The organism is Schumannella sp. 10F1B-5-1, assembly GCF_006517535.1.
Taxonomy (GTDB): Bacteria; Actinomycetota; Actinomycetes; order Actinomycetales; family Microbacteriaceae; genus Schumannella.
In genome coordinates this window covers 1-227 of record NZ_VHQH01000151.1, presented here as the reverse complement: position 1 = coordinate 227, position 227 = coordinate 1, and the positions used below count along the sequence as shown (strand labels likewise).

Genomic DNA, 227 nt, shown 5'->3' with positions numbered 1-227 from the left:
CTCGCGCTCGCGATCAACAACTCGACCAACAGCTCGATCTCGGTCGGCAGCGTGACCGGCGGCAACGTCGTGGCCGCCACCACGCCGGGCGTCTACAAGGTGAACTCGAGCGCCGGCCCGTCGACCATCACGGTCACCTGGACGGTCGACTTCCCGTTCGGCGCCTCGGCGTCCAACACCAGCAAGCTGGGCTCCGTCTCGCTGAGCCAGGGTGCCATCACCCTGAC

1 protein-coding gene is annotated in these 227 nt (G+C 67.8%); it reads left to right on the top strand.

Annotated elements, in window-relative coordinates; translation table 11 throughout:
* A partial coding sequence (locus FJ658_RS16395) for a hypothetical protein (protein WP_219995790.1) occupies window positions 1-227 on the top strand: 227 nt, incomplete at both ends.